This window comes from Cupriavidus phytorum (genome assembly GCF_003254285.1).
Lineage (GTDB): Bacteria > Pseudomonadota > Gammaproteobacteria > Burkholderiales > Burkholderiaceae > Cupriavidus > Cupriavidus phytorum.
This window is the reverse complement of record NZ_QKZN01000002.1, coordinates 87322-104943: the sequence shown is the minus strand read 5'-3', so window position 1 is coordinate 104943 and position 17622 is coordinate 87322. Positions and strand designations below refer to the sequence as shown.

At 67.1% G+C, this 17622-nt stretch carries 18 protein-coding genes and 3 tRNA genes; 5 read left to right on the top strand and 16 right to left on the bottom strand.

All coding sequences use genetic code 11. From position 1 onward, the window contains the following. The first annotated feature begins 1 nt into the window (after position 1). Positions 2 to 415 (top strand): ExbD/TolR family protein, encoded by a 414-nt coding sequence (locus C7416_RS05775; RefSeq protein ID WP_012353289.1) that lies wholly within the window; start codon positions 2 to 4, stop codon positions 413 to 415. A gap of 256 nt (positions 416 to 671) precedes the next feature. Next, positions 672 to 1001: a hemin uptake protein HemP gene (locus C7416_RS05770; RefSeq protein WP_111517573.1), complete on the top strand. Its 330-nt coding sequence runs from the start codon at positions 672 to 674 to the stop codon at positions 999 to 1001. 248 nt (positions 1002 to 1249) lie between these two features. Here C7416_RS05770 and C7416_RS05765 read toward each other — a convergent pair whose 3' ends face one another. The 4 genes from C7416_RS05765 to C7416_RS05750 all read right to left on the bottom strand — a co-directional run bounded on the left by C7416_RS05765 (position 1250) and on the right by C7416_RS05750 (position 4472). Then, the gene (locus C7416_RS05765) at positions 1250 to 1657 is read right to left on the bottom strand and encodes a heme-binding protein (protein WP_062800826.1); all 408 of its coding nucleotides are present in this window, start codon (positions 1655 to 1657) and stop codon (positions 1250 to 1252) included. A gap of 160 nt (positions 1658 to 1817) precedes the next feature. Then, positions 1818 to 2075 carry a hypothetical protein gene (locus C7416_RS05760; RefSeq protein ID WP_111517572.1) on the bottom strand — a complete coding sequence of 86 codons (258 nt, stop codon included), beginning with the start codon at positions 2073 to 2075 and terminating at the stop codon, positions 1818 to 1820. A 266-nt stretch (positions 2076 to 2341) separates the two neighbouring features. Next, the gene (locus tag C7416_RS05755) at positions 2342 to 2698 is read right to left on the bottom strand and encodes a hypothetical protein (RefSeq protein ID WP_111517571.1); all 357 of its coding nucleotides are present in this window, start codon (positions 2696 to 2698) and stop codon (positions 2342 to 2344) included. A 667-nt stretch (positions 2699 to 3365) separates the two neighbouring features. Continuing rightward, positions 3366 to 4472, bottom strand: coding sequence for a YeiH family protein (locus C7416_RS05750; RefSeq protein WP_111517570.1), 1107 nt, complete (start codon positions 4470 to 4472; stop codon positions 3366 to 3368). 99 nt (positions 4473 to 4571) lie between these two features. Between C7416_RS05750 and C7416_RS05745 the strand changes: the two genes are divergently transcribed. Further along, positions 4572 to 5513, top strand: a complete 942-nt coding sequence (locus tag C7416_RS05745) for a LysR family transcriptional regulator (RefSeq protein ID WP_111517569.1) — start codon at positions 4572 to 4574, stop codon at positions 5511 to 5513. Between the two features lie 22 nt (positions 5514 to 5535). On the opposite strand, the gene C7416_RS05740 is transcribed toward C7416_RS05745, so the two are convergent. From C7416_RS05740 to uvrC, 6 genes are all read right to left on the bottom strand, one after another. After that, positions 5536 to 6768 carry a cation:proton antiporter domain-containing protein gene (locus C7416_RS05740; protein ID WP_111517568.1) on the bottom strand — a complete coding sequence of 411 codons (1233 nt, stop codon included), beginning with the start codon at positions 6766 to 6768 and terminating at the stop codon, positions 5536 to 5538. Positions 6769 to 7128: 360 nt separating this feature from the next. Further along, positions 7129 to 7202: transfer RNA gene (locus C7416_RS05735), tRNA-Cys, on the bottom strand. Positions 7203 to 7302: 100 nt separating this feature from the next. After that, a tRNA-Gly gene (locus C7416_RS05730) sits at positions 7303 to 7378 on the bottom strand. 60 nt (positions 7379 to 7438) lie between these two features. Next, positions 7439 to 7514 (bottom strand) — tRNA-Gly (locus C7416_RS05725). 171 nt (positions 7515 to 7685) lie between these two features. Next, on the bottom strand, positions 7686 to 8285 hold the full coding sequence (gene pgsA, locus C7416_RS05720) for a CDP-diacylglycerol--glycerol-3-phosphate 3-phosphatidyltransferase (protein ID WP_062800835.1): 600 nt from the start codon (positions 8283 to 8285) through the stop codon (positions 7686 to 7688). Between the two features lie 116 nt (positions 8286 to 8401). Continuing rightward, positions 8402 to 10453 (bottom strand): excinuclease ABC subunit UvrC, encoded by a 2052-nt coding sequence (gene uvrC, locus C7416_RS05715; protein ID WP_373425000.1) that lies wholly within the window; start codon positions 10451 to 10453, stop codon positions 8402 to 8404. A 172-nt stretch (positions 10454 to 10625) separates the two neighbouring features. Here uvrC and earP point away from each other — a divergent pair, with 172 nt between their 5' ends. Both earP and efp read left to right on the top strand, forming a co-directional pair. After that, entirely contained in the window at positions 10626 to 11801 is a 1176-nt protein-coding gene (gene earP / locus C7416_RS05710) for an elongation factor P maturation arginine rhamnosyltransferase EarP (RefSeq protein ID WP_111517566.1), read from the top strand. A gap of 203 nt (positions 11802 to 12004) precedes the next feature. Further along, entirely contained in the window at positions 12005 to 12565 is a 561-nt protein-coding gene (efp, locus tag C7416_RS05705; RefSeq protein WP_010814696.1) for an elongation factor P, read from the top strand. 96 nt (positions 12566 to 12661) lie between these two features. Here efp and nagZ read toward each other — a convergent pair whose 3' ends face one another. Genes nagZ through rnc form a run of 6 tightly spaced genes read right to left on the bottom strand, consistent with a single transcriptional unit; the run spans position 12662 to position 17622 of the window. Further along, on the bottom strand, positions 12662 to 13711 hold the full coding sequence (gene nagZ / locus C7416_RS05700) for a beta-N-acetylhexosaminidase (protein WP_111517565.1): 1050 nt from the start codon (positions 13709 to 13711) through the stop codon (positions 12662 to 12664). A gap of 14 nt (positions 13712 to 13725) precedes the next feature. Continuing rightward, positions 13726 to 14148 carry a holo-ACP synthase gene (gene acpS, locus C7416_RS05695; RefSeq protein ID WP_111517564.1) on the bottom strand — a complete coding sequence of 141 codons (423 nt, stop codon included), beginning with the start codon at positions 14146 to 14148 and terminating at the stop codon, positions 13726 to 13728. After that, entirely contained in the window at positions 14145 to 14927 is a 783-nt protein-coding gene (gene pdxJ / locus C7416_RS05690) for a pyridoxine 5'-phosphate synthase (RefSeq protein ID WP_111517563.1), read from the bottom strand. Before pdxJ ends, acpS begins: the two co-directional genes overlap by 4 nt. Positions 14928 to 14977: 50 nt before the next feature. Continuing rightward, complete coding sequence (gene recO / locus C7416_RS05685) at positions 14978 to 15865, bottom strand: DNA repair protein RecO (RefSeq protein ID WP_062800850.1); 888 nt, start codon at positions 15863 to 15865, stop codon at positions 14978 to 14980. A gap of 54 nt (positions 15866 to 15919) precedes the next feature. After that, positions 15920 to 16855: a GTPase Era gene (gene era, locus C7416_RS05680; protein ID WP_092309591.1), complete on the bottom strand. Its 936-nt coding sequence runs from the start codon at positions 16853 to 16855 to the stop codon at positions 15920 to 15922. Then, positions 16852 to 17622, bottom strand: a complete 771-nt coding sequence (gene rnc / locus C7416_RS05675; RefSeq protein WP_012353305.1) for a ribonuclease III — start codon at positions 17620 to 17622, stop codon at positions 16852 to 16854. Before rnc ends, era begins: the two co-directional genes overlap by 4 nt.

The following is a 17622-nucleotide window of genomic DNA, read 5'->3' as shown; positions in this document are numbered from 1 at the left end:
CATGGCATTCGGCACTCTCGAAGGGGACGACGACGAGGTGATGAGCGAAATCAACATGACGCCGCTGGTCGACGTCATGCTGGTGCTGCTGATCATCTTCATCATCACCATCCCCGTGATCAACCACGCGGTGAAGATCGACCTGCCGCGCGCCACCAACACGCCGAACGACCCCAAGCCGCAGAACATCAACGTCTCGATCGACGCTAGCGGCAAGGTCTTCTGGAATCAGGTGGAAGTGGACCAGGCCACGCTGGAAAGCAATATCGCGCTGGCCGCGCAGCAGCAGCCGCAGCCTGAGCTGCACCTGCGTGCCGACCGCGAGGTGCGCTACGAGCGCGTGGCCGAGGTCATGGCCGCCGCGCAGCATGGCGGCCTGGGCAAGATCGGCTTCATCACCGAACCCAAGCAGTAAGCCGGCGCCTGCCGGCGCTTCCGGGAACGACAAAGGGCACCTTCGGGTGCCCTTTTTGTCATGGTGCCGCCCAGCTTGCACAGGGGCGCCTTTTTGTGCCGCAGCGCCGCCCGTAGCCGTTGCCTGAATCTTAGCGGAAGACTATTGTAATGATAACAATTCTCATTTAATATCCATTCATTGACTGCGCCAGGCGTGGCATCGCCGCCCCGGATCGCACTCCCCTTACCCTCCTATTGCAGAACGGAGCCAGATCATGAGCACCCTTTCCCTGCCGCTGTCGCAACCCCGTGAAGTCACCCGCCGCCGCCTGTCGCTGCGCCGCGTGGACGTGGCCGCTCAGCCGCGCCGGGACGCCGGCGCCAAGACCGCCCCGTCGGCGATCGCCTCGGTCAAGTCCGCCGTGGCCGCCCTGCCCGCGCGCCTGGAAGCGCTGGTGCGCGACAGCCTGAGCTCCGCACCCGCCGGCGAGCCGGTGGCGCTGGAAGCCATCATGCGCGGCGCCAGCACGCTGCCGATCCTGCACAACGGCGAGGTCTACACGCTGCGCGTGACGCGCTATGGGAAGCTGATACTGACCAAATGATGCAGCCCCACGGCGATTCCGCAGGGAGACAGCCAGGGGGAAGCCATTCGAAACCCGCGCCAGGCGCGGGCGCCACGAACGTGGCCGTAAAGACTTTTGTGGGGACCACCTCGGAACGAGGTGTTGGGCAGTAGCCAGGTATGCGCGCCGCAGACGGGAGTCAGACCCCACGCCAGGCCGGCCGTACCCAGCCATGCCCTCTTTTATGCCGCCCCGCAGGCCGTGCCTGCGGGGCTTTTTCATGCGCCTTACAGGCCCAGCGCGGCGATGCCGGCACGCGCGACCTGCGCGTCCTCGGTCGACTTCACGCCCGACACGCCGACGGCGCCAACCACCTGCTCGTTGCAGACGATGGGCACGCCGCCCTCCAGCATGCCCTGCAGCACCGGCGCCGTCATGAACGAGTAGCGGCCGTTGTTGATCATGTCTTCGTAGACCTTCGACTCACGGCGGCCCAGCGCCGAGGTACGGGCCTTTTCGCCGGCGATATAGGCCGAGATCGGCGCGGCGCCGTCCAGGCGCTGCATGGCCAGCATATGGCCGCCGTCGTCGACCACGACGATCGACACGGCCCAGTGATGGTTCTTTGCCTCGGTTTCCGCTGCGGCCATGATCTTCTTCACATCGTCTGCCGTCAGAACCGTCTTTTGCTGCATGCCACTCTCCTGGTCATTGATTTGGATTGAGGCCGAAGTATAGCGCCGCACCTGCGCCACCGTCATGGCAGCCGCCCTGCCGTGCCGTGCCCACCGTGCGCGCCACGGCAAAATGGCCCGCGAGCGGGCCATTCGTCATGCGATCACTGCAGCGGTGCGGTCAGGCGCCGTCGGTGAAGGGATCGGGCTTGCCCAGGCGGGCGCCGTCGGTGTACGGGTCGGTCTTGCCGACACGCGCGCCATCGGTGAACGGATCCGGCTTGCCGACCTTGGCGCCATCGGTGTACGGGTCGACTGCGCCGACCTTGGCGCCGTCGAGATACGGGTCAACCTTGCCGACCGCGGCGAACGATGCGGTGGACGCAGTGCCCAGGAACGCCAGTGCGGCGGCGGCAATCACGGCTTGTTTGATCTTCATGAGATTCCCCTTGCTTCTTGGTTGGTCACGGCATCGCACGCCAGATGAACCAGCGTCATCGCGATGTCACATAAGTAGTTTAGGGAAAACCCTTACGATGATGCAGGTGATGCTTTGAGCAGTCCGTTCAAATATTTTGACCTCGATCAAATTGCGCCAGTCGACCCGGAACCAGCCCGGCACCGCTATGTCGCAATGCAGCGCCAAAAGGAAAAGGGCCCGCAATCGGGCCCTTTCTTCAGGACAAGCTGGATCGTAGAACGCGCTTAATCGCGCCACCTGCCGTGACCATGACCATGCCCGTGGCCATGGCCGCGGTGATAGCCCGGCGGTCCATAGTAGCCGCGGTGGCCGCCGTAATAGCGCGGCGGACCGTAATAGCCAGGACCGTAGTAGACCGGGCGCGGGCGAACCACCACCGGCGGCGGACCGTAATAGACCGGAGCCGGCGCCACCACGACGGGCGGTGGGCCATAATAGGCCGGAGCGGGCGGATAATACGCCGGCGCACCGATCACCACGCCCGGAACGCCGACGGACACGCCAACGCTGACATGGGCCATGGCTGCGCCAGACGCCAACCCGGCGGCAATACCGAATGCTGCAAGCCACCAACGTTTCATATCCGCCTCTCAAAGTGGGATTTCTCGTAACTGGTATTGTAGGGGTTCGGAAATTTCCAGGTGCAACGGCGCACACGACATTGTTACCAGCCGTAACAGTGTCGTCACTTTTCACCCGAGGCTGGTCTGAGGTGTCGGCGCGCTCGCGGCCTGCCCTTTCGTCCTAGCCGCAGCTTGCATCCGGGATGCGGAGCCACCACAATATCGGGCTTGCCGCGCGCTGCAGCGACCGGAGCCAGTCGGCGCCAACCGGAAACAGACGCAGCGCTCGCGCCCGAGTGGTGAAATCGGTAGACACAAGGGACTTGAAAATTTGAGCCTTCGGGGGGAAACGCCCGAAGTGACGCCCGTCAAAGTCGGCGAACGCCCTGGATGCATGGCATCCGAGCCAACGCCGAGCCAAGCCCAACCGTATGGCTGGGAAGGTGTAGAGAGCAGACGGCGGGCACCTACGGCCGCGAGGCTATGGTGAAGGCGTGCTCCAGCCCACGAACAGCGCCCGCGCTGGCGGCGAAAGCCGAAGTGGGAAGAAAATCCCTCGCCGCAAGGCGTGCCGGTTCGATTCCGGCCTCGGGCACCAATCCACGGTTGCCGCCGTTTGCGTGGCGGCGACCAAGACAAAAAGGGGGCCAACGCCCCCTTTTTAACTTGGCTGCTGACTGCGCCGTCACGCCATGGCGTAGCACATCAGCGCCCCCACCCCCATCAGGAACACGAACAGCACCCCGGCCAGCGCCAGCGGCTTGCGGCCGGCGCGCACCAGGTCGCCGATGCGGGTGTGCAGGCCGATCGCCAGCATCGCGCAGGCCAGCAGCCAGTTGTCCAGCGCAATCAGCGGCGCCTTCCAGGCAGCGGGCACGGCCCCGGCCGAGTTCACCGCCATCACCGCGACAAAGCCCACCGCGAACCACGGCACCGATTTCATGATGCCGCGCAGGCGCCCGGCGCCGGCACCGGACTGGGCCGCTTGCGACCCACCCTGCGGCCACAGCGCCATCACCAGCAGCAGCGGGCCCAGGGCCAGCACGCGCACCATCTTGGCCACCACAGCGGCGTCGGCGGTCGGTTCGCTGACCATCTTGCCGGCGGCGATCACCTGCGCCACCTCGTGCAGCGTCGCCCCGGTGAAGATGCCGAACATGCGCTCGCTGATGGCCCAGTGCCAGTGGCCGGTGGCCAGTTCGTACAGGTAGGGATAGAGCAGCATGCCGACGGTACCGAACAGCACCACCGTCGCCACCGCCACGGCGGTCTGCTTGTCGTCGGTGCGCACCACCGACGACACCGCGATGGCCGCGGCCGCGCCGCAGATGGCGCTGCCGGAACTGACCAGGATCGCCTCGCGGCGGCTCAGGCCGAAGAAACTTGTGCCGACCCAGGTGCCGAACAGCAGCGTGGCGACCAGCATGGTCAGCGGCACGGCGATGCCGGGGAGGCCGAGCGCGACGATCGAGGCGAAGGTCAGGCGCAGCCCGTACAACGCCACGCCCAGCCGCAGCAGGTAGTGCCGCGCCACTTGCATGCCGGGAGCCAGTGGCGCCAGCCAATGGCGCGGCAGCGTATTGGCCGCGACCATGCCGGCGCACATGGCCAGCGTCAGCGCGCTGAGTCCGTAGCGCGATACCGCCGGATGCTCGGCCAGCGCAATCGCCAGCCAGGCGATGCCGCCCAGCGGGAGCAGCGTCAGCAGGCGCTGCGACCAGGGCGGCGGCAAGGCCGCCGCGGCGGCTGGCGCGGTGACCGGAGTGGTGCGGGGGCTGGAGACGGAAGACATGGCAAGCTCGGGTTGGTGTGCTTTAGTGACTCCAGCGTAATGGCGCGCACCTAACCCGTAAAACGGGTAATATCGTTATGCGTTATTGATATTTTCGATATGGACCTCCACCCCCACCCGCCAGCCGCCCCGCGGCCGGAGCAGCGCCCGCTGCGCCTGACGCTGCGCCAGTTGTCCGTGTTCGTGGCAGTGGCCCAGCATGGCAGCACCATGGCGGCGGCTCAGGCGCTGGCAATGTCGCAGTCCGCGGTCAGCGCATCGCTGGCCGAACTCGAGCGCGCGTTGGAAAGCCCGCTGTTCGACCGCATTGCGCGCCGCCTCAGCATCAACGAGACCGGTCGGCAATTTTTTCCGCGCGCGCTGTCGCTGCTGGACCAGGCGCAAGAGCTGGAGCGCTTTGCCGGCCAGACCGGGGTCCAGTTGCGCATCGCCGCCAGCAACACCATCGGCAGCTATATGCTGCCGCCGCTGCTGGCGGGTTTCCGCCACTCGCGCAGCGGGCCATGCACGCTCGACCTGCGCATCGGCAACACCCGCGAGGTGCTGCAGTCGCTGTTGCAGTTCGAAGCCGATATCGGCCTGGTCGAGGGCGCCAGCCATGAACGCGACCTGCGCAGCGTGCGCTGGTGCGACGACGAGATGGTGGTGATCGTCGGCCCATCCCATCCGCTTGCCTCGGCACCCCATGACCTGGTGGCCCTGCGCGATGCCGAATGGATCGTGCGCGAGCCCGGCTCGGGCACGCGCGAGGTGATCGAGGAGCGGCTGGTGCCGCTACTGGGAGAACTGCGCTTCGCGCTGGAGCTGGGCAATGCCGAGGCCATCAAGCGCGCGGTGATGAGCGGCTTTGGCGTCAGCTGCCTGTCGCTGCACGTGGTGCGCGACGAACTCGAGCGCGGCACGCTGGTGGCGATCCGCGACGGCCTGCCGCGCATCGTGCGGCCGCTGCAGCTGGTGGTGCACCAGGACAAGTTCCCGACCCAGGGCCTGCTGGCGTTCACCGAATACCTGCGCACCATGGCGCCGCGCATCGGCGCCTGAAGGACGCCCCTTGGAAAACCCCTCAGGCCGGCTGGGGGTCCGCGCCGCGGCTGCGGCGCGCGGTGTACAGGTCGAGCATGTGGAACAGCACGGGATTGAGCATGATCGACAGCAGCGCGCCGGCCAGGATCAGCGCCTGGCCGCGCTCCGGCAGGATCTTCAGATAGACGCCCAGGCTGGCGAGGATGAACGAGAACTCGCCGATCTGCGCCAGGCTGACGGCAATGGTCATGCCGGTCTGCCCCGAATGCCCGAAGGCGCGCACGATGCCGAGCGCCGCCAGCGACTTGCCGACCACGATGATAAACACCGTCGCCAGCACGCCCCAGGGGTCGTTCACCAGCACCATCGGGTCGAACAGCATGCCCACCGAAACGAAGAACAGCACGGCGAAGGCGTCGCGCAGGGGCAGCGATTCCTCGGCCGCGCGATGGCTGAATTCGGATTCCGCCAGCACCATGCCCGCGAAGAAGGCGCCCAGCGCAAACGACACGCCGAACAGCGCATAGGCGCCATAGGCCACGCCCAGCGCCGTCGCCAGCACGCCCAGGCGGAACATCTCGCGGTTGCCGGTCCAGACGATGCGCTCGAGCATCCACGGGATAAAGCGGCGGCCGATCACCAGCATCACCGCGACAAAGGCCGCGACCTTGCCCAGCGTGGCGAAGATCGCCAGCACCACCTCGCCCGTGCCCGGGCCGGCGTCGCCGGCAGCCGCGTCCGCGCCGGCCAGCAGGCCCGCCATCGCCGGCAGCAGCACCAGCGCCAGCACCATCGCCAGGTCTTCGACAATCAGCCAGCCGACGGCGATGCGCCCCTGCGGCGATTCAACCAGGTCGCGCTCCTGCAGCGCCTTGAGCAGCACCACGGTGCTGGCCACCGACAGCGCCAGCCCGTACACCAGCCCCTGCCCCCACGACCAGCCGAAGCCCCACGACACCAGCATGCCCATCAGCGTGGCGATGCCTATCTGCACCACCGCGCCCGGAATGGCGATGCGCTTGACCGCCATCAGGTCCTTGATCGAGAAGTGCAGGCCCACGCCGAACATCAGCAGGATCACGCCCAGCTCGGCCAGTTCCGGCGCCAGCGCCTGGTCGGCGGTGTAGCCGGGGGTATGCGGCCCCACCACGATGCCCGCGCACAGGTAGCCGATCAACGGCGGCAGGCGCAGCCGGCTGGCGACCGCGCCAAGGATAAAGGCCAGGACGATACCGCCGACGATGGTACTGATAAGCGGGGTGGCGTGATGCATGCGTGCGGGGTTCCTCGTGTCAGGGCTGAACGGCTAACCCGCTCCCTTGCCCTGGCGAGTGGCACAGCGCATCCGGCGCGCACCAGCGGTCAGCGCGGGACAGTCGCCGCAACCCTCGGCAGCAGCATCGGAACGGGGAAGAACGGGAAATGCCGCAGCGGCCCCGGACACGCCGGCGGCGCGTCACGGATCGGGGATGGCGATTGACATGCTGCCCCGCGAGCCAAGCCGCGGAGCCCCCCGAAAAGCGTACGACAGGAGTAATGTAACATGCCCGCCACGTCGGGGCGGCGCAGCCGGGCCATGAAAGCGGCCCGGGAAAACAAAAACGGCGCCAAGAGGCGCCGTTCTGCTTGCAACTGGAGGCGGAGGTCGGAATCGAACCGGCGTACACGGCTTTGCAGGCCGCTGCATAACCACTCTGCCACCCCGCCAGGTGACGTGCTGCTGGATTGTATCCGCATTCAGCCGCGGCCGCCGCGGCGCGGCGATTCAACCCAAACAAAAAGGGAAGCGTGGCTTCCCTTTGGGGATTGGAGCGGGAGACGAGTCTCGAACTCGCGACCTCAACCTTGGCAAGGTTGCGCTCTACCAACTGAGCTACTCCCGCATACAACTTTGACTGCCAGCCCCGCACCGCGATGACCACGCTGCCGGACCTGATTTGACCTGGAGCGGGAGACGAGTCTCGAACTCGCGACCTCAACCTTGGCAAGGTTGCGCTCTACCAACTGAGCTACTCCCGCAGGGCACTGCTGAAATCGAATCAAGGTGTTTTATGCCGCAAAACGCCGATATTTCACAACATCTTGCGCCAAACCCACCTTATCTCGCTGCTTTCGTTTGCGTCGTCAGCAACGAGAATGAGATTATGCAAAGAACTACCCTCCCCGTCAACCACTTTTTCGATTTTCTTTTCATTTGGGCGCCCCTGCGCGCGCCACCACGTTGCTGCGCTCGCGGATCTGCGGCCACGCCAGCTTCATGTAGTAAATCATCGACCACAGCGTCAGCACCGCCGCCACGTAGATCATCCAGGTGCCGAGCAAATGGGCATCGAAGCCGAACAGCCGGTCGCTGAACAACAGCAGCGGAATCGCCACCATCTGCACGGTGGTCTTGAGCTTGCCGAGGAAATTCACCGCGACGCTCTTGGAGGCGCCGATCTGCGCCATCCACTCGCGCAGCGCCGAAATGGTGATCTCGCGCCCGATGATGACCAGCGCGATCAGGTCGGTGACCCGGTCCAGCGCCAGCAGCGACAGCAGCGCCGCGGTCACCATCAGCTTGTCGGCAACCGGGTCCAGGAACGCGCCGAACGACGAGGTCTGGTTCCAGCGCCGCGCGAGGAAGCCGTCCAGCCAGTCCGTCACCGCGGCGATGATGAAAAACGCCGCCGCGGTCAGGTTCTTGGTGTGCATCGGCAGCCAGGCGTCGGGCAGGTAGAAGACCCCTACCACCAGTGGAATCATGGCGACGCGAAGCCAGGTCAGCAGGATCGGGATATTGAAGGGCATGGAACTCGGACGGCGGGGGGACGGTAACCAATCCTGCGATTGTCGCCGATTTCGGGGCCAATCGAGCATTTCCGGCGATTGGCGTGCCGGCCCGCCGCCGACCGGGGCCGGCGCACTCAGTGCAGTTGCCGGTAGATTTCCTCGGCAAGCCCGCGCGAAATGCCCTCGACGCTGGCCAGTTCGTCGACGCTCGCGGCCATCACGCCGCGCAGGCCGCCGAAGCGGGTCAGCAGCTTCTGGCGCCGGCGCGCGCCGATGCCCTCGATCTCTTCCAGGCGCGAGGTGGTGCGCGCCTTGGCGCGGCGCGCGCGCATGCCGGTGATGGCAAAGCGGTGCGCCTCGTCGCGGATCTGCGCCACCAGCATCAGCGCCGCACTGCCCTGGCCCAGTTCCAGCGCGGGGCGGCCATCGGCAAACACCAGCGTCTCCAGTCCCACCTTGCGGCCCTCGCCCTTGGCCACGCCGACCAGCAGGCCGATATCCAGGCCCAGCTCCTCGAACACCTGCCGCGCCACCTCGACCTGGCCCTTGCCGCCGTCGATCAGCACGATCTGCGGCACCAGTGCCGCGGCTTCGCTGCCGCCCTCCATGCCACCTTCCGTGCCGCCGCCTTCCTGGATCTGCTCGACCAGCTTCTGGTAGCGCCGCGTCAGCACCTGCCGCATCGCCGCGTAGTCGTCGCCGGGGATGATGTCCTGGATGTTATAGCGCCGGTATTCGCTGTTCTGCATGTCGTGGTGGTGGTACACCACGCACGACGCCTGCGTGGCCTCGCCGGCGGTATGGCTGATGTCGAAGCACTCGACGCGCAGCAGCGCCAGGTCTTCCAGGTCCAGCCCGATGGTTTCCGCCAGTGCGCGCGTGCGCGCTTCCTGGCTGCCCTGCTCGGCCAGGCGGCGCGACAGCGCCAGCGCCGCGCCCTGCTGCGCCATCTCCAGCCAGATCTTGCGCTGGCCCTGCGGCTGGCGCACCAGCGTGACCTTGCGCCCGGCGTGCAGCGCCAGCGCCTCCAGCACCGCGCCGTCGTCCGGCACATGGCTGACCACGACGATGGGCGGCGCCGGCTGCTCCAGGTAGTGCTGCACCATGAAGGCCGACAGCACGCGCGTGGCGATGCGGTCCACCGTCAGTGGCAACGCGGCGGCCCCGGCGCCGGGCTCGTCGGTCCCCTCGTCGACGCCATCCTCGGCGCGCTCGTCGGCGTCCTCGACGATCATCGCCGCTTCATCCGCATGGGCCGGGAAGTAGGCCTTGTCGCCCAGGTGGCGCCCGCCGCGCACCATCGCCAGGTTGACGCAGGCGCGTCCACCCTCGACCGCGACGGCCAGCACGTCGATGTCGCGCGCCTGCCCGCCCACCTCTTCCACCGCCTGGCGCTTGAGCACGGTCGACAGCGCCGCGATCTGGTCGCGCACCGCCGCCGCCTGCTCGAATTCCAGCCGCTCGGCGTGCTGCTCCATCTTGCCCTGCAGGCCCTCCAGCACCTCGCTCTGGCGGCCTTGCAGGAAGCGCGCCGCGTTGGCGACATCGCGTGCGTAGTCGTCCTCGCTGATGGCGTTGACGCATGGCCCGGTGCAGCGGTGGATCTGGTGCAGCAGGCACGGCCGCGTGCGGTTGTTGAAGACCGTGTCCTCGCAGGTGCGCAGCTGGAACACCTTCTGCAGGATCTGCATGCTCTCGCGCACCGCATAGGCGCTGGGGAACGGGCCGAAGTACTGGTGCTTGCGGTCGGTGGCGCCGCGGTAGTACGCCATGCGCGGGAAGCGGTGCCCGGTCAGCTTCAGGAACGGGTACGACTTGTCGTCGCGGAACAGGATGTTGTAGCGCGGCGCCAGCGCCTTGATCAGGTTGTTCTCGAGCAGCAGCGCTTCGGCTTCGGTGCGCACCACCGTGGTCTCGATGCGCGCGATGCGCGATACCATCATCGCAATGCGCGGCGACAGCTGGGTCTTGTTGAAGTAGCTCGCCACCCGCTTCTTCAGGTCGCGCGCCTTGCCCACGTAGAGCACGTTGCCGTTCGCGTCGAAATAGCGGTAGACACCCGGCAAGCCGGGCAGGCGCGAGATGACAGGGCGCGCGTCGAAGGGCTCGGCCGGAGCCTCGGCCAGGGCTTCAGCGGGCGCTTGAGCCGGCGTTTCAGCCTGCGTTTCCGCTGGCGCAGCGGGCATCTCGGCGTGCGCCTCGGCCGGTACCTCGTCGGCGGGTTTCGGGGAATCGGATTGCTGGTCTGACATGTGGGGACGGTGACCGCTGCGGACCGGCGCGCGTCAATGCCGCGCGGCCTCTAAAATCGCAAGTTTAGAGCAATTCAACGGCGCGTCCCGCCGACCACCACCTCTCATGCCTATCCGTTCCTGGGACATCTTCTGCACCGTGATCGACAACTTCGGCGACATCGGCGTCTGCTGGCGGCTGGCCCGCCAGCTGGCGCAGGAGCACGGGCACGCGGTGCGGCTGTGGGTCGATGACCTGGCCAGCTTCGCGCGGCTGGCGCCGGAGCTCGACACAGCCGCCGCGGTCCAGCACCTCGCCGGGGTGGAAATCCGCCCCTGGCATCCGGCCGCCGCGGCCGCGGAAGCGGACAGCAAAGCGGACGGCACCGCCGGCGCAATGCCGCACGATGCCGTCATCGAAGCCTTCGCCTGCCACCTGCCGCCGGCGTTCCTCGAGCGCATGGCGGCGCGCGCGCCCAAACCCGCGTGGCTCAACCTGGAGTACCTGAGCGCCGAAGCGTGGGTGCGCGAACATCATGCGATGCCCTCGCCCCATCCGCGCCTGCCGCTGGTCAAGCACTTCTTCTTTCCCGGCTTCGAACCGGGCACCGGCGGGCTGCTGCGTGAATCGATGCTGGGCGCGCAGCGTGCCGCGTTCCTCGACGGCGCGGCGGCGCAGGCATCACTGTGGCACCGGCTGGGCGTGACGCCGCTGACCGATGCGCTGCGCGTGAGCCTGTTCGCCTACCGCAACCCCGTGCTGCCGGCGCTGCTGGAGCAATGGCGTGACGGCAGCGAGGCCGTCCATTGCCTGGTGCCGGCCGGCCTGGCGGCCCGGCAAGTGGCGGAGTGGCTCGGCGCCCCGCTGGAGCCGCACCGGCCGGTCGCGCGCGGCAGCCTGTGCGTGCAGGCGATTCCCTTCGTGCGGCAGGAACACTATGACGAACTGCTGTGGGCCTGCGACCTCAATTTCGTGCGCGGCGAGGACTCCTTCGTGCGCGCGCAGTGGGCGGCGCGGCCGCTGGTCTGGCACATCTATCCTCAGGACGACGAGGCCCACCGGGTCAAACTCGATGCCTGGCTGGACCTTTTCGCGCAGAGCGGCGTGGCACCGGACGCGGCGGCTGCGCTCGCCAATTTCTGGCACGCCTGGAACGGCTACGGCAATGCGCCCGATTGGCCACGCCTGCGGGCGCAGCTCCCGGCACTTGCGGCGATCGCGCCGCGTTGGGAGCGGCGCTTGCAGCATCCAGGCGATCTTGCCGCCAACCTGGTGGCGTTTTGCGAAAATCAGGTAAAATAACCGGTTGATCCAAATGGCGACCGGGCCGGAGAACCAGGGTCTTGCCGGGCGTGAACCACCACGCAGGCAATGGCCTAAAGCAAGCTGGGCACGGGGTCGCGAGCGCGTGGATCCGGGCTCTCGCGGGCTTACCGCGGGCACGCCGGCAGCGCGCCTTCGCCATTCCAAATTCCTAGACTTTATTTTTCAGGAAATCAGTTCAGATGAAAATCGCACAGGAACTCCGCGTCGGTAACGTGTTCATGATCGGCGGCGATCCGATGGTCGTGCAGAAGGCCGAGTACAACAAGTCGGGCCGCAACGCCGCTGTGGTCAAGATGAAGTACAAGAACCTGCTGACGGACGCACCGGGCGAGTCGGTGTTCAAGGCCGACGACAAGTTCGAAGTGGTGGTGCTCGAGCGCCGCGAATGCACCTACTCGTACTTCGCTGACCCGATGTACGTGTTCATGGACGCCGACTACAACCAGTACGAAGTCGAGAAGGACAGCATGGGTGACTCGCTGAACTACCTCGAGGACGGCATGAACGTTGAAGTCGTGTTCTACAACGACAAGGCCATCTCGGTCGAAATGCCGACCACGCTGGTCCGCGAAATCGTCTACACCGAGCCGGCCGTCAAGGGCGACACCTCGTCGGGCAAGGTGCTCAAGGGCGCCAAGATCAACACCGGCTTCGAGCTGCAAGTGCCGCTGTTCTGCAACATTGGCGACAAGATCGAAATCGACACCCGCACTGGCGAATACCGCAGCCGCGCCAACTAAGGCGCTGGTCTGGCCCCGCTTCAACGCGGGGCGCGCAATAAAAAATGGCAGCCTCGGCTGCCATTTTTGTTTGCGCACGACGCGCGCCGCACGCGTTCAGGCGATCAGCTCATGCTCCTTCAGCGTGCGCAGCGCGGCGCGGTATTCGCCCTCCTGCTGCAGCTTGTTCCAGTCCAGCGGCTTGCGGCGCGCGAACAGCTTGCGGATGCGGCGCTGCGAGGGCTTGCCGATCTCGACGTCGAGCTCGCTCAGCAACTGGTCGGCGCGCTCCGGGTGGTTGCAAATCAGCACCATGTCGCAGCCCGCGGCCAGCGCGGCGCGCGCGGCCTCGGTGACGGTGCCGGCGACGCTGGCGCCTTCCATGCTCAGGTCGTCGCTGAAGATCACGCCCTCGAAGCCCAGCTGCGCGCGCAGCACGTCCTGCAGCCAGTAGCGCGAGAAGCCGGCCGGGCTGGGATCGACCTTGGGATAGATCACGTGCGCCGGCATCACCGACGACAGCGACAGGCCCAGCCATTCATACGGGCGCGCGTCCTGGCCCAGGATCTGGTCAAGCGTGCGTTCGTCGACCGGGATCGCCACGTGCGAATCCGCCTCGACGTAGCCGTGGCCGGGAAAGTGCTTGCCGCAGTTGCTCATGCCCGCGAGCAGCAGGCCATGGTTGAGGTGGCCGGCCAGCATCGACACCACGCGCGGGTCGGCGTGGAAGGCGCGGTCGCCGATCACGGCGCTGCGGCCGTAGTCGAGGTCCAGCACCGGGGTGAAGCTCAGGTCGATATCGCAGGCGCGCAGCTCGGCGGCCAGCACGTAGCCGCACGCGACCGCCGCCTTGGTCGCGGCCAGCACGTCGCGTTCCCACAGTTCGCCCAGGCGGTGCATCGCCGGCAGGTGGGTAAAGCCGTCGGTCTTGCAGCGCTGCACGCGACCGCCTTCATGGTCGATGCAGATCAGCACGTCGTCGCGCACCGCGCGGATCGCGCGGGTCAGTGCCTGCAGCTGCGCGCGCGACTCGAAATTGCGCGCGAACAGGATCACGCCGCCGGTGAGCGGATGCGCGATGCGGCGCGCGTCTTCCGCGTCGAGCTGCTTGCCGACGACATCGAGGACCACCGGGCCCGGCCGCTTGCCGGAATTCTTCTTGGACATGGAAGGGGTTGGGTTCACAAGGCTGTAGGTTGAGACGCCGCCGCGCCGCTGCGCTCGGCAATGGCGAAGGCGACTGCGTAATCATGTTCGTCACTGACACTGACCCGCACGACCAGCCCGCGTTCCGCCAGCCATGCAGCCAGTTCGCCATGGCACACCGCGGTGGGCTCGCCGGACGGAAGGTTCATCAGCTCCATCGCGCGCCACGTCATCGGCCAGCGCATGCCCAGGCCGATCGCCTTGGAGAACGCCTCCTTGGCGGCGAAGCGCGTCGCCAGGAACGCCAGGCCGCGCTTTTCCGAACGCGCCTTGCGCGCATGGTACTTGGCCAGCTCGTCGGGGCCCAGCACCTTTTCGGCGAAACGGCCGTTGGTGCGCGTCATCACGCCCTGCACGCGCGCGATCTGGATGATGTCGGTGCCGATGCCGTAAATCACGCCGGGGTGCTCGCGGCAGGATATTGCGTGCCGAGGCGCGCGGCCACCATGATCGCCTTCATCTCGCGCACCGCGTTCTCCCAGCCCGCGAATACCGCATGCGCGACGATGGCGTGGCCGATGTTCAGCTCCTTGATGCCCGGCAGCGCCGCGATCGGCTGCACGTTGGTGTAGTGCAGCCCGTGGCCGGCATTGACTACCAGGCCGTGCTTCTGCCCGGCATCGGCGCCGTCGGCGATGCGGCGGAACTCGGTTGCCTGCCCGTCAGCGGTATGCGCGTCGGCATAGCGGCCGGTGTGCAGCTCGATCACGGGCGCGCCGCAGGCCGCGGCCGCGGCGATCTGGTCCACGTCCGGATCGATGAACAGCGACACGCGGATGCCGGCGCCGGCCAGCTGCGCGCACGCCGCTTTCACCTGCTCGAAGCGGCCGGCCACGTCCAGGCCGCCCTCGGTGGTCACCTCTTCGCGGCGTTCCGGCACCAGGCACACGTCCTGCGGGCGGATCTCGCAGGCGATGTCGAGCATCTCCTGCGTGATCGCGCATTCCAGGTTCATGCGCGTGGCCAGTTGCGGGCGCAGCGCGCGCACGTCCGCATCGCGGATATGGCGCCGGTCTTCGCGCAGGTGCAGCGTGATCAGGTCGGCGCCGGCCTGCTCCGCCAGCAGCGCGGCGCGAATGGGATCGGGGTACACCGTGCCGCGCGCATTGCGCAGCGTGGCCACGTGGTCGATATTGACGCCAAGGTCGATGACGCCCGGATTTGCGTGGAAGATCATGCGAGCAGGTGCAGGAGTAAGTCGGAGGTTCTTGTCGGTCACAGATATGGTCACAGATACTGCAGGTCGATCAGTATCTGGCGCGTCTTCAGCGGCGCGCCTTGCAGATAATAATGCAGCAGGAACCGCATCAGCGCGCGGCTTTGCGCGGCGGTCTGCGCGCGGCTGTAGTCGTCCTGCGCCATGTCCAGCAGGGTCTGCCCCGACACCACCGGCCACGTCGACGGATCGCTGGGCTGGGCCCGGCGCACGCCGCGCTCGGGCTGGTAGACATAGTCGAGGCCCGGCAGCACCCGCTCGCCGGTGCTCAGGCACTGGTCGAACGCCACCGCGAAACCGGTTTCCTGCAGCAGCACGCGCTCGAAGCCGCGCAGCACCAGCCCGGCCGGCTCGCCGTGCGCCAGCCGCGTCAGCGTCGACAGGTAATGTCGGAACAGCACCGGATGCGCGTCCTCGCGCGGGCAGAAGCGCATCAGCAGTTCGTTCAGGTAGAACGCCGACAGCAGCGCGTCGCCGGCGAGCGGCGGCATGCCGCCGACCCACTCGGCCTTGGTCAGGGTCTTGACCTCGCCGCGGCCGCTCCATGACACCGAGACCGGATGGAAATGCTGCAGCACCGCGCGCAGCGCCGAGTGCGGGCGCTTGGCGCCCTTGGCCACCATCGAGATGCGGCCGTAGTCGCGCGTGAACAGGTCCAGGATCAGGCTGGTCTCGCGATAGGGCCAGGCGTGCAGCACGAAGCCGGGCTGCTCGGCCACGCGCGACTCGGGCCGCGCCGGCACGATGCGCATGGCGCGATCCATCATCGCGCGCGCGGCGGCGTCGGCCATGCCGGGCAGCGCGCCGCTGTCGAGCAGTTCGGCGGCCTCGTCGACCACGGGGTCGGCGCGCCGGGCCTTGGGCGCGGGCGCGCGCGCGATGTCAGCGGTCTTGCTCACGGGGCGCTCGCTGGGGGCTCGCTGTCAGGTTGGGCGTCGGGACCGTTGCCGGGCTCACTCGTAGCCGTATGCGCGCAGGCCGGCTTCGTTGTCGGCCCAGCCGCTCTTCACCTTGATCCACATTTCCAGGTAGACCTTGCCGTCGAACAGCTTTTCCATGTCCAGGCGCGCCTCGGTCGAGATCTGCTTGAGCTTGCTGCCCTTGTTGCCGATGATCATGGCCTTGTGCGCATCGCGCTCGACCAGGATGGTGGCAAAGACACGGCGCAGGCGGCCTTCGGTCTCGAACTTGTCGATGATCACCGTGCTGGTGTACGGCAGCTCGTCGCCGGTCCAGCGGAACACCTTCTCGCGGATGATTTCCGAAGCCAGGAAGCGCTCGCTGCGGTCGGTCATGGCGTCGGCGTCGTACATCGGCTCGCCTTCCGGCAGGTAGGGCCGGATGATGTCGAACAGCCGCGCGATATGGTCACGGGTCTTGGCCGACATCGGCACCACTTCGCGGAACGGGAACAGCTGCCCCATCTTTTCCAGGAAGGGCATCATCACTTCCGAGCGGTTCTCGCCGATGCGGTCGAGCTTGTTGGCCACCAGCAGCACCGGCGTGTTCTTCGGCAGCAGCGACAGCACCTTCTCGTCGTCGGCGCCGTAGTAGCCGGCCTCGACCACGAACAGCACCAGGTCCACCGACGACAGCGTCGAGGTGACCGCGCGGTTCAGCGAACGGTTCAGCGCACTGGCGTGGCGGGTCTGGAAGCCCGGCGTGTCGACGAACACATACTGCGCGTCATCGGTGGTCTGGATGCCGACGATGCGATGCCGCGTGGTCTGCGCCTTGCGCGAGGTGATGCTGATCTTCTGGCCGACCAGCGCGTTCATCAGCGTGGACTTGCCCACGTTGGGGCGGCCGACGATGGCCACGGTGCCGCAGCGGAACGCCGCGGCCGGGGTATCCGCCGCGTCTTGCTGCGGATGGGTAGATTCGGTCATTCCTTCAACCTGAGAGACAGCTGCGGGTCCTGCGGCTGGGGTTGCTTGCGGGTCTTGCCGGTACGCTCGGCGCGGCTGCGCTTGAGCAGCTGCGGCACCAGCTTCTGGACTTCATCCAGGGCCAGCTTGGCGGCGGCCTGCTCGGCGGCGCGCCGCGACGCGCCGGTGCCGAACACCCGGACTTCCAGTTTAGGCACGGTGCACTCGACTTCAAACTGCTGGCTGTGCGCGGCACCGTGTGTGGCGATTACGTTATATTGCGGCAGGGCAATCTTGTGGCCCTGCAGGTATTCCTGCAGCAGGGTCTTGGCATCCTTGCCCAGCGTGCGCGGGTCCACCTGCTCCAGGATCGGGATATAGAGCTTGCGGATCAGCGCGCGCGCGGCGTCGAAGCCGGCGTCGAGGAACACCGCGCCGACGATGGCCTCGAGCGCATCGGCCAGGATCGACGGGCGGCGGAAGCCGCCGCTCTTCAGCTCGCCCTCGCCCAGGCGCAGGGTGTCGGACAGCTGCAGCATCTGGGCGATCTCGTACAGCGCCTGCTGCTTGACCAGGTTGGCCCGCACCCGCGACAGGTCGCCCTCGTCGAGCTTGCCGAACATGCCATAGAGCATGTCGGCCACGGCGCAGTTGAGCACCGAGTCGCCGAGGAATTCGAGGCGTTCGTTGTGCTGGGCGCTGTGGCTGCGGTGCGTCAGCGCCTGTTGCAGCAATTCGGGCTTGCTGAATCGGTAGCCGAGTCGTTGCTGCAAGGCGTCGAGGTTCAT

What these genes read in the sequence shown, in the direction of transcription:
- efp (WP_010814696.1), top strand. Translation starts at nt 12,005, where the DNA reads ATGAAAATCGCACAGGAACTCCGCGTCGGTAACGTGTTCATGATCGGC.
- rnc (WP_012353305.1), bottom strand. Translation starts at nt 17,622, where the DNA reads ATGAACCTCGACGCCTTGCAGCAACGACTCGGCTACCGATTCAGCAAG.
- nagZ (WP_111517565.1), bottom strand. Translation starts at nt 13,711, where the DNA reads ATGTCCAAGAAGAATTCCGGCAAGCGGCCGGGCCCGGTGGTCCTCGAT.
- C7416_RS05750 (WP_111517570.1), bottom strand. Translation starts at nt 4,472, where the DNA reads ATGTCTTCCGTCTCCAGCCCCCGCACCACTCCGGTCACCGCGCCAGCC.
- C7416_RS05740 (WP_111517568.1), bottom strand. Translation starts at nt 6,768, where the DNA reads ATGCATCACGCCACCCCGCTTATCAGTACCATCGTCGGCGGTATCGTC.
- C7416_RS05760 (WP_111517572.1), bottom strand. Translation starts at nt 2,075, where the DNA reads ATGAAGATCAAACAAGCCGTGATTGCCGCCGCCGCACTGGCGTTCCTG.
- C7416_RS05770 (WP_111517573.1), top strand. Translation starts at nt 672, where the DNA reads ATGAGCACCCTTTCCCTGCCGCTGTCGCAACCCCGTGAAGTCACCCGC.
- C7416_RS05765 (WP_062800826.1), bottom strand. Translation starts at nt 1,657, where the DNA reads ATGCAGCAAAAGACGGTTCTGACGGCAGACGATGTGAAGAAGATCATG.
- C7416_RS05745 (WP_111517569.1), top strand. Translation starts at nt 4,572, where the DNA reads ATGGACCTCCACCCCCACCCGCCAGCCGCCCCGCGGCCGGAGCAGCGC.
- C7416_RS05775 (WP_012353289.1), top strand. Translation starts at nt 2, where the DNA reads ATGGCATTCGGCACTCTCGAAGGGGACGACGACGAGGTGATGAGCGAA.
- era (WP_092309591.1), bottom strand. Translation starts at nt 16,855, where the DNA reads ATGACCGAATCTACCCATCCGCAGCAAGACGCGGCGGATACCCCGGCC.
- uvrC (WP_373425000.1), bottom strand. Translation starts at nt 10,453, where the DNA reads ATGCCCGCTGCGCCAGCGGAAACGCAGGCTGAAACGCCGGCTCAAGCG.
- pgsA (WP_062800835.1), bottom strand. Translation starts at nt 8,285, where the DNA reads ATGCCCTTCAATATCCCGATCCTGCTGACCTGGCTTCGCGTCGCCATG.
- C7416_RS05755 (WP_111517571.1), bottom strand. Translation starts at nt 2,698, where the DNA reads ATGAAACGTTGGTGGCTTGCAGCATTCGGTATTGCCGCCGGGTTGGCG.
- earP (WP_111517566.1), top strand. Translation starts at nt 10,626, where the DNA reads ATGCCTATCCGTTCCTGGGACATCTTCTGCACCGTGATCGACAACTTC.
- pdxJ (WP_111517563.1), bottom strand. Translation starts at nt 14,927, where the DNA reads ATGATCTTCCACGCAAATCCGGGCGTCATCGACCTTGGCGTCAATATC.